The 9,868-nt window shown below is 64.9% G+C and carries 3 protein-coding genes; 1 reads left to right on the forward strand and 2 read right to left on the reverse strand.

Annotated elements, in window-relative coordinates; genetic code table 11:
• Window positions 1–10 precede the first annotated feature (10 nt).
• On the reverse strand, window positions 11–6,718 hold the full coding sequence (locus KIK09_RS47030; RefSeq protein WP_214326040.1) for a polymorphic toxin-type HINT domain-containing protein: 6,708 nt from the start codon (window positions 6,716–6,718) through the stop codon (window positions 11–13).
• Between the two features lie 704 nt (window positions 6,719–7,422).
• Here KIK09_RS47030 and KIK09_RS47035 point away from each other — a divergent pair.
• Complete coding sequence (locus KIK09_RS47035) at window positions 7,423–7,677, forward strand: hypothetical protein (RefSeq protein ID WP_214326041.1); 255 nt, start codon at window positions 7,423–7,425, stop codon at window positions 7,675–7,677.
• Between the two features lie 195 nt (window positions 7,678–7,872).
• Here KIK09_RS47035 and KIK09_RS47040 read toward each other — a convergent pair whose 3' ends face one another.
• Window positions 7,873–9,297 carry an NsdA family TPR-like regulatory protein gene (locus tag KIK09_RS47040; RefSeq protein WP_214326042.1) on the reverse strand — a complete coding sequence of 475 codons (1,425 nt, stop codon included), beginning with the start codon at window positions 9,295–9,297 and terminating at the stop codon, window positions 7,873–7,875.
• Between the last annotated feature and the right edge of the window lie 571 nt (window positions 9,298–9,868).

A 9,868-nucleotide genomic window follows, 5' to 3' on the forward strand; every position in this document is an offset into this window, starting at 1 on the left:
CGGAGCACCTCTACCTTGTGTAGCACTGACACTTTACACTGAATCTCCAGACCTGGGTCTTCCAGCCCAAGTTTTCCTCGATCCATTTATCCTTCTTTCGTTCCCTGCTGGGGTAATTCGACCCATTCCCCTTGATCTCGTATAGATCGAACCCACCGCGCGAATTCTCTCCGGCGATATCAACTCTGCGCACTCCATGCGGTGTCCAGATTTCGAACTGAGTGTGCATCTTGCCCCCAGGATACCGCTTGCCGAGGATTTCTTCTGCACGCTTTTGGGCAACGGCTCCGATATCATTCGAATGAGGGCACTTGGTATTATGAACGAGGACCGGCGCTGCTCCGGCCAAGACATAGTAAGTGTGGATACCAGCGACTGTCAGGTTGTACATGTCCTGCGACCCACTGAAGGTGCGGACCTCGACCACAAGCGTTGCCGCTTTTAGGGTTCGAAGGCGATCTCCAGGGGTCAGATCAGCGGCTTCCACCCACGCATGACGAGTCTCGTCCCAGAATGGGTGCTGTTGGGTGGTGTAGATGGTGATATTCTGGCCTGTTTCCGTTAGGACGGTCACATCGGCCAACTGGGTGTCACGGTTCTTGTGCAGAGCTACGACGTTCTTGATGGCAGTCTTGCCGGTATCGGGATCCGTGGCGACCACTTTGTCGCCGTTTTGAATCTTGTCGATACGTTCATGCGTGCCATCGGCCATCAATATTTCGGTATCTGCGCTGAAGCTATTGCATTCAGATAGTCTACGAAGTTTATTTATAATCGTTGGGCCTGCAAGATCATTAATCGACTGTTCGCACTCTTTCGCGTACTTGCTCTGCACACACGCTCCGGCGATCTTTGTGGCGTCGTAGTACTTTTTCAGCCATGTGAATACGCCTATCTGGAGCGGCGAGAATTCGGGTACAGGGTCGCATGCCTTGTGCCCGCCGCTTCCGACGCAGTCCAGGTGGAGTGTCGGTAGCTTGTGCTGGGTGCTAGTGCTTCCTGGTTTACCCGGCTTTCCTCCCTTTGTCGGCTTTTTCGACATTTCGCTGAGATACGGTGTCGTATGATTTTTTACTTCGTTGTTGATCCGCTCTCGCGTCTTCTTCTTGCCACTGCCGTAGTGGGTTTGGTCAAAGGTGGTGTTGGCTCTGCGGCCTGCATCAGGGTCGCGGCCACCGCCGGCGTCGACGCGGAGTCCGTCGGGGTCGGACAGGCCGATGGGGTTGTTGCCGGCGTAGGAGTAGGGGTTGGCCCATTCGGGTTTGCGGGGGTCGAGTTCGGGGTCGGTGGAGATGAATTTGGCGATGGTGGGGTCGTAGTAGCGGGCGCCCAGGTAGTTCAGACCTGTGGCGGCGTCTTCGATCTTGCCCAGGAAGCCGCGGTCGGTGAAGGGCAGGTCGTCGCTGCCGCGGCGCTGGCCATAGGGCAGGTAGCGTTCGCGGTTGACGGTGCCGGTGGTGTCGTTGATGGCCAGTTGGGTGCTGCCGTGGGAGCCGGACAGCAGCCAGGTGACGCCGGTGGCATCGCGCATGGCGATCTGCGCGCCGTCGGCGCTGCTGTAGTAGCGCTTACCGGCGACCAGGCCGCCGGAGAGCTTGAGTTCGGTGCTCCCGAGGTAGAGGGTGCTGCTGCCATCGGGGTCGCGCCGGATGAGACGGTCACCGTCGGCGTCGTAGATCATCGAGGTTTGCTGGCCGTCGACGGTGGCTGAGGTGAGCTGGCCGAGTTCGTTCCAGTTGAAGGTGCCTTGCTTGCCGCCCACGGTGCGGGTGGTGAGCTGCCCGCTGTTGTCGTAGGTATAGCTGTCGGTGCCGGTCGGGCGGGTGATGGAGGTGACAGCGTTGGGGCGGACGGCGGTGGCGCCGGGGGTGGGGTAGGTATAGGTGGCGGTCTGGCCGTTGTCGGTCAGGCTGGTGAGGTTGCCGACCTTGTCGTAGCTGTAGGCCTGGTTGTACGGGTCGATACCCTGGCCGTCGCCGGTTCCAGTGCAGGAACTCGCAGTCGTGGTGTAAGCGGTCTTGAGGTGGAGCAGGCCGTCGTAGGCGAAGCATTCGGACTGGCCGTCGGTGGTGCCGGGGATGGCCGAGGCGGCGTCCAGCACGCGGGTGATCTGCCCGCCTAAGTCGTAGCTGTAGCGGTCGTCCTGAACGGTCTGCGGGCTGGCAGTGTCGGCCTTGGTCTGCGTGGTGACCCGCGACAGCCAGTCGGTGGAGGCATCCCGCTCGGCCGTGCGCTTGATCTGGCCGTTGCCGCCGAGCTGGCGGGAGGCGAGCTGGCCGGTGGGGGTGAGGGCGGTGTCTTTCAGGTAGGTGAACCCGCCACCCAGGTCGGAAGTCAGGCCCCTGACGAAGCCCAGGTCGGTGTAGGTGTGGGTGAGCTTCTCGACGGGCAGCCCGCCGGCGGCAGGCAGGGTCTCCTCCCGCAGGTTGCCGGCGGCGTCGTAGCTGGAGATGAAGGCGTAGTCGCCGGCCAGGTTGCCTTCGGATGCCGGGATGGTGGTCTTGCTGGCGGTGGAGTGGTAGTCGTCGTCGTAGGCGGTAACGGTGTCGGTGTAGGCCTGCCCGCCGACATACCGAGTCGAGGCGGTGGGTTGGCCCTTGGCGACGGTGTCGAAGGTCCATTCGGCGAGCTTGGTGCCCGTCCCGACGTCGCCGGACCATAGGGTGGTGTGCCGGCCGAGGTCATCGTAGCTGTGCGAGACCTTCTGGCCCTTGCCGTTAATGCTCCAGGTCAGCTGTCCGGCCAGGTCGTAGCCGTAGGTGGAGCGGCCGGCGTCGGGGTCGGAGGCGGCGGTGCGGCGGCCGAGCCAGTCGAAGGTGGTGGTGCGGACGTTGCCGTTGGCGTCCGTCGTGCTGGTGGGGTTGCCATTGAGGTCGTAGCTGTAGCTGGTGTCGTTGTGCGTGGTGGCGTCGGCCCATTCCTCGACCTTGATGGTGCGGTCGTAGGCGTCTGTGATGGTGGCAGTCTTGGCGCCGACCGGCGGGGTGACCTCGGTCCGGTCGAGACCGGGATACGCAGTGGTGGTGCGGCGCAGCTCGGCACCCAGGTGATAGGAGATCGCCGCGGTCGGGCGTTCCTGATCGTCGTAGACGGTTTTGGTCCACTGCGGCAGATCCGTCAGCACCGGGTTGAGCAGGCCGCTACCTGGGGCAGCGCTGTTGTAGACCGGATCCGACGTCGCAAGCGTCAAACCGCGCGGGTCGTAGGCGGTGACGGTCACGATGCGTCCGCCGGCGGGGGAGGCGGCCTGCGATTCGCGGGTGCGGCCCAGGCCGTCGTCGTAGCTGGCCGTGGTGAGCCACTTGGCAGAGGTGCCGCTGCCGGTCAACAGCTGCTGGGCAGTCGTCTTGATCGGCGCGGTGGGCTGGCCCAGGCTGCCGTCCCACGGGATCGCGTAGCTGACGGTCGCCGTCGGGGTGCCGCCACTGCGCGGCTGGCCCGGCCGCCACAACGTGGTGGCACGGCCCAGCGCGTCATAATCTGCCTCGATGGTCTTGCCATTGGCATCCACCGCCGAGATCGGGTCACCGAGTAGGTGCGACAACTTGGCGGTGGAGGTGTGCCCGAGCGGGTTGGTGATGGTGATGCCGTCCTTCGGCCAGCCAACCGCCGGCGTGTAAGTGGTTCTCGTCGTCTTGCCGAGCGGATCGGTGGCCGTCAGCGGCCTGCCGTACTCATCGAAGGTGGCCTTGGCCGTGGAGACGGTGGAGGCGTCGGCATATGCGCGGGCTTCGGTGACGTTGCCGTCGCTCGGCTTGTTCGTCGCCGGATCCGTCCCCAGGTCATACAGCGTGACCGTCTTGCCAATCAGCGCCCCGTTGACGCAGTCGTCACCGGCGTGCTTCTCCACGATCGCCGGGAAGTCGACCAGGTACTGGCCAGGGTCGGTGTTGCGGGCGTAAGTGGTGCTGATGCAGGAGTTGTCGGTGGTGATGCCGTCCTGGCCGTAGTCGTTGACCTTGATCGGTAGACCGTCTGCGTTGTAGGCGGTGCGCTCATCGGTGTACCGCCAGGTGCCGCCGGTGACCAGCTCGCGAGAGCGGTCCCGGGTACGCAGGATGAACGCCGGATCTAACGTGCCCGGCCCATTGCCGGTGTTCTGGACGGTGTACTCATGTCGGGTGGAGGACACCTCGGTGTAGGCGCGCGGGGACAGGGCGGTCATTTTCCACTCTTGCTCCTGCAGCACGTACCCCTGCAGCGCCTGTACGTCGGTGATGGTGGCGCCGTCGAAGGTGGTGACTGTCTCGCCGGTGCCGCGCAGGAACGTCTTCGTGTTGACGCTGTAGGCCGACGGATCGGTGCCCGAGCCTTCGACCGTGCGGACCGTCTGGTAGCCGCGCCAATCCGAGGCGTTCGGGGCCAGGTTCGGTTGTGCGAACTGGATCGGGTTGGCCCATCGCGGGCTGCCGACGAACTCGTAGGCGTGCACCATGTCCGGCGACCCGCCGACCATGTCCCGCTCAACGACCTTGGTGGCCAGTTGCTTGAAGTACCGGGTCCAGCTCTCGTAGCCCGCGCCCGGGTCGCTGCCCTTGTCCTTGTCGTAGCAGTCGCCGGTCTTGTCGGCGAAGTAGTTGGAGCCATCACGGCCCTTGCCGCCGCCGCACGGGTCGGCCTGGCCGTAGGTGACCTCGATACGGCCGCCCATCCCGTTGCCGATCGCGGCGATGCGCGGCACCATCCGCCACGACAGCTGCTGCGGCCAGTCGGAGGTGTTGGTGTAGTCCATCGCCCCGGCCAGCATCACCGCATCGAAGTCCTCAGGCGGCAACGTGATCGACGGCGACGCGGCCAGCCCGGTCTCCTGCACCGTGTCCAGCCACAAGGCAGGATCGCTTGGCGGCCCGAAGTCGGTGCGCTGATTGATCCACGTCTGCCGCAGATCCAGCCGATCCACCTGCTCCCAGCTACCCGAGCTGGGGTTGAGCGACTCGGCCAGCACCGAGGTCAGCTTCTTGGTGGCGAAGAACGCCAGCGCGCCGTTCGCGCACCCGACCTGCTGGGTGCAGCGCATGTCGCTCGGCCAGTCGGCCACATCCCGATCCACTGTGGTGAACGTGGTCCGCGCGGTCGGCACACTCCCGGCGACCTGGCTGTTGGACCCCCACCGCACCTGCGCCAGCACACCGCCGCTGGTGTAGGGCAGCACCCGGTAGATCTCGTGCGCACACGAGGGCATGCAGAAGTAGTTGGTCTCCGGCGTGTAGCTGTAGTCGGTGACGTTCTCGTTGCGGTCGACCTCCTGATCGAGGTTCCACCGCCACACCCCGGTACACGTCGGCGGAGTGTCGTTGCGCTGGTACTTGTCGTAGCACGGCTCACCCGCATCGTTACCGATGTAGGGCACCTGCCACTGCGCGTCGGCGGTGTAGCCGAACCGCCACACCTGCCCCTGCTGGTTGGTGACCTTCCAGTACGGCTGGCCGTTGGCCCCACCGGTGACCTGCTCGAGCCGCCAGCCCAGATCCGGGACCGTCTTGTACGCCCCCGACGTCGCGTCCTTGACGATCCGAGCCGACTTACCGCCCGCGTTCAGCAGCAGCTCCGACTGCGTCATGTCGTTGGTGGACGGGTCGTTGTCGTTGGCGTCCGGCGACTCCCAGCACAGCGCCCGCCCCGCGCTGCCCGCCTCAGTCGCGGTCCAGATCAGGTCGGCGGTGTCCGGGTCGTTGTAGTTGTCGGCCTGGCAACGGGCGTACCGCCGCTCGATGAACCCGGCGTTCAGATCCCAACCGGCGCCGACCGGGCTGGACTGGTTGTTGGTCCAATCACCCTGCCCGTCCACCGACGAGGCGTCGTACTGCAACGACAGATCCGGACCATCCCCGGCCACCGTCGGCGCCTCCGGCAGCGGCACGTCGTAGTCGAACCCGCCACCTGAGGTGCCTGCCTGCCAGGTCCCCGACGGCTTCAAGTCGGTCGCGCCCCAGTTACCGCCTGGGCCGGTGAGCGCGGTCGCCAGGAGGTACACCGAGCCCGCCGCCAGCTGCGTAGCCAACGCCGCATCCAACGCTCGCGCCGCGTTGGTCTTGGCATCCTTGCTGCGGGTGAACGGCTTGACCTGGGCAGGGGCGGCGTTCGTGGGAGCGGCCTCCACTTCGGCCGTCAGCGTCCCCGCCTTGAGATCGTTGATCGCCTTGACCACGGTCGGCCGTACGACGCAGTCGCGGGGCCGGGGACTCTGCAGCACGCACGCCGGCAGCCGCACCAGCTGCAGCCGGTCGGCGAAGTTCCCGCCGAAGGCGTCACGGAAGGCCGCATACGAAAACTCCGCCCGCACGGTGCCCGGCGACCCTGCGCTATCGGCGCGCACCAGCTGAGCCGCCAACCCCACTCCGCCCAATGCACGTACCGCATCCGGCGCCAGCGTCTCCACCTTCACCTTGCCCGGTGAGCCGCCCTTGGCCTGCCCCACCTTCACCGGCAGGGCCCCTGCATCGGTCACCTTGCCCGGTTCTGGCAGCGTCACTGTCGCGGTGCCCGGCTTGGGCCACACCGGCTTCTGAACGCTCACCTTGGGCGTCGTCTCCTCCGCGCCCTTGACCGTCTTCTTCTGCGGTAGGGGCTGCCCATCGACCGACCGCTCCGGATCCGGCCCAGCCGCGGAGGCTGGTTCGACGAGTGGCTCCGGGACTCCCACCCCGGAAACCAGCAAGGTGGCCACCAGAGCGACAACCAGCGCGACCAACCACACCCGCACACGTCGAACCCGCATACCGCACCCCTTCAAGGCACGCTGACGCAGACCTCGGGCAACGAGGTCTCATGCGCCTAAAACGGACATAAAGACGATCAATCGGACTGTGCGCGACAATCCAAGATCGGTCAACGCCGGGAAGGTCGCTTTCCCAATGCGCACAGTCAAGTCGCATCAACCGCGACGATCATGTTCGCTGGTCAACCGGCGTGTCGCGGCGAGCGCTTTCCCGAAAGATTTCAGTGTGTGACGTGCGTCACATCAGCATGGAAGGTTCAGAGAGAACGCCGTCCACCACGCTGGAACACGCTGAAGCGGATGCCGAGGCATGCGGACTGCCCCTGGTTCGCCCTGATCGAGGACGACCACTTCCGGACCATCGCACGAAACCGCGCTTCCGAGCGGGACAGGCAACGGTCACGCCCGACCTTTCAGAGGATCAGGAAGAGTCCGTGCCGGATGGACATGGAGGTCTGCCATGCCTGATCTACCTTCTTGATCGTCCAAGAGGTGATCAATTCGCCCGTCCTCCACTACCGCCCTCGGCACACTGCCTCACTGCCGGTCGCGGCGGCAACCGGTGAAGCTCGACGAGTGTGAGGTACTCCATGCGACTGCGTTCCATCTGCGTCACTGCCCTGGCCACGGCCTTGTCGTGCGTTGTAGGTAGCGGATCGGCGTACGCGGGAATCGGCTCATACGAAATCACGTGGGATGGTTTCGTGGCCACCGTCAACGCAGACCGCACACATATCCAGATCTGCGATGACAACCGCAATCCTGGCTATCGCGCCATGGCCCGATACAGCACGTCCTACCTGCAGACCTGGACGGTGACCGCGCCCAACGACTCCTGCAAGAGCGACCGCACCTACATCAGCCATATCACCCATGTTCAGGTCTGCAGCGGCTATGAAAAACTCGGAAGCATCACCTGGGATTGCTCGCCGTACCGGACGCTGGACAGCAGCGCCTGAGGCTGCATGTGGCGCAGCGGGCAAAACACGCTTAGCTGGGGATCGCCATCCTCAAGTCCGGTGACCACCGGCTGGCCCTCTCCCGGCATGCCCGAGACCGTAACGATTCGACGGAGCAGCCCCGCGATGGCTACCCGCCCAGGGCGACCCGCCGACGTACCGGAAGGCGTGTTTCTCCAGGGTCATGTCCAAGGCTCACCCATGGTTGACGACCCGATTGAGATCGGCGACGAGGTCTCCTACCGCAGGGGTCCGGTGGGCGCTCGGCCTAAGATCGTCACGTAGGCGACGCAAGAGATCGACGCAGCGGACGGAGGTAACTGTGGATAGGCGACCGAGGGTACGTCGTCCCATCGTCACGGCTTGATCAAGGTGACCGGCTTGCGTGTAGGCCAGACTGAGCCAGGCACCGTGCAGTAGTGCCGATCGCTGGTAGGGGCTGGTGGAGTCCACCAGGGCCCTGTCTCGCAGCAGGATCTCCGCGTCGCGAAGCAACTGTGTCTGGCGTGCGGGGATACGCCGGGCCAAGGTGACGAGGCTCCGTCCGGCGATAGCGTCGAGTTCGGTGCGGTCGACGTAGTGCGCCCAGCGGGGCGTGCGGTCTGTTTGCTCGTGGGCGCGGTTTAGCATCGTCAGAGCGTGATCGCGAGCGCGGCGGAAACTGGTCAGATCACCGGCAGCGGAGAAGGCGAGCCCGCTGCGTGCTGCGATGAGCGCTTGCACGGCGGTGGGAGCTTCGGTGCAGGCTTCCTGTGCTGCTGAGGCGAGTTGCAAGGCGTCGTTGATCTTACCGAGTGCGGTTGCCTGGTTGCTCATCAGGCCCAGGATGCTGGATGCCAGAGCCCGATCGTCGGCTGCTTGAGCGGCGTGCAGCCCGGCCAGATACCAGCGTTGCGCCTCGCCATCGCGTTGGCTTTCGTGGGCCATGAATCCTGCGGTCTGGGCCAACTGGGCGAGCGCAGCGCACAGCCGCCTGCCGGTCGGCGCGTCGTAGCGGGCGGTGCGCAGCAGGCGGCTGACGCAGTTGAACTGGTCGGCGACGAAGGTAGTCGCTGCTCCGCCTTGCTGATCGTCCAGCTGCTGAGCTTTCGTAACGATCTCTTCAATGAGCGACACCACGGCATCGGAGACCTTTCCCATTCCCTGAGCCGATGCCATCGTCGGTGGAGGGTAGTCGAGCCACTGCCAGGCTGGCCGCGTCAGCAAAACGCCAGAGATCACCGTGAATCTCCGCCGTGTCAGCATGCCGTGGGACCACTCTTTCAAGAGTCGTAGCAATCCTGCGCCATCCCAGGCTACGTCGAGTCGATGATTTGCCGGGAGCAGAGACGGCGCTCGGGAGGCGCAGTACGCCGGCCACACATGATTGAAGGCGACCGGCTCGCCGATGGCCTCAGACAGCACCTCGACGACGACATCCGGCACTGGAGCATGGGGAACCTGTCCATGGTGGAGCCAGCGGTACGGGGTTTTCTCATGGACACGCCGACTTTCGCTGACTCGAGCCAGGGCGGCGTTGACCTTCCGCGCCAGCGTCTCTGGCCGCCATCCGAGCGTATCGAGCAAGAGCTGCAAGTTCTGGTTGGGACCCACGCCGTGTTGTGCGGATGCGCTGGTCATGGCAGAGGACTCCAAGTGCAGGCCGGTGGCCTCGACTGTAGCTGGTCCGTGCCCGGGCGGTAGCGAAGCGCACCATCCGCACCGCCTGCCTGTCCATCCGCACGTCCCGCACGGCTGATTTCCCTGTCGCCGAGGCGCCTGTTGGCAGAAGGTGAAGGCGTTCAGCAAGTTCGAGTACGCCTGATGGGGAGGACGGTCGTGATCAAAATCGCGCTCTTTGGGCAGCCAGGAGCCGGTGAGTCCACCTTCGGTGCATCAAAGCTCGCCAACGGCAGGCCGCTGGTCATCGACTCCGAGGAGCCGCCGCCTCCACCGGCCAAGGACACCTCCCCTATGACCTACACCTGGATACCGTCGTGCCGCTCTACCTCTGCGGCTCCCTCATGCCACCAATACGGACGCGCTCGCCCACAGCAGGCTCCACCTGGCCGATCTCGTAACGCGCCTAGTGCTCTGGCCACACAGGTTCACCGGTTCGGGGGTCGTGGTGGTTGGACTGCCGCTGAGCGACCACGCGGCGCGCAGGCGTGATCCGAGTTATCGGGTGGCCCCTGTCAGCCCCTGAACTGCG

It is taken from the genome of Nonomuraea sediminis (assembly GCF_018531495.1).
Lineage (GTDB): Bacteria > Actinomycetota > Actinomycetes > Streptosporangiales > Streptosporangiaceae > Nonomuraea > Nonomuraea sediminis.

Bases quoted from the DNA above. Each gene is read 5' to 3' on its own strand.
- KIK09_RS47040 (WP_214326042.1), bottom strand. From the start codon at position 9,297: ATGACCAGCGCATCCGCACAACACGGCGTGGGTCCCAACCAGAACTTG.
- KIK09_RS47030 (WP_214326040.1), bottom strand. From the start codon at position 6,718: ATGCGGGTTCGACGTGTGCGGGTGTGGTTGGTCGCGCTGGTTGTCGCT.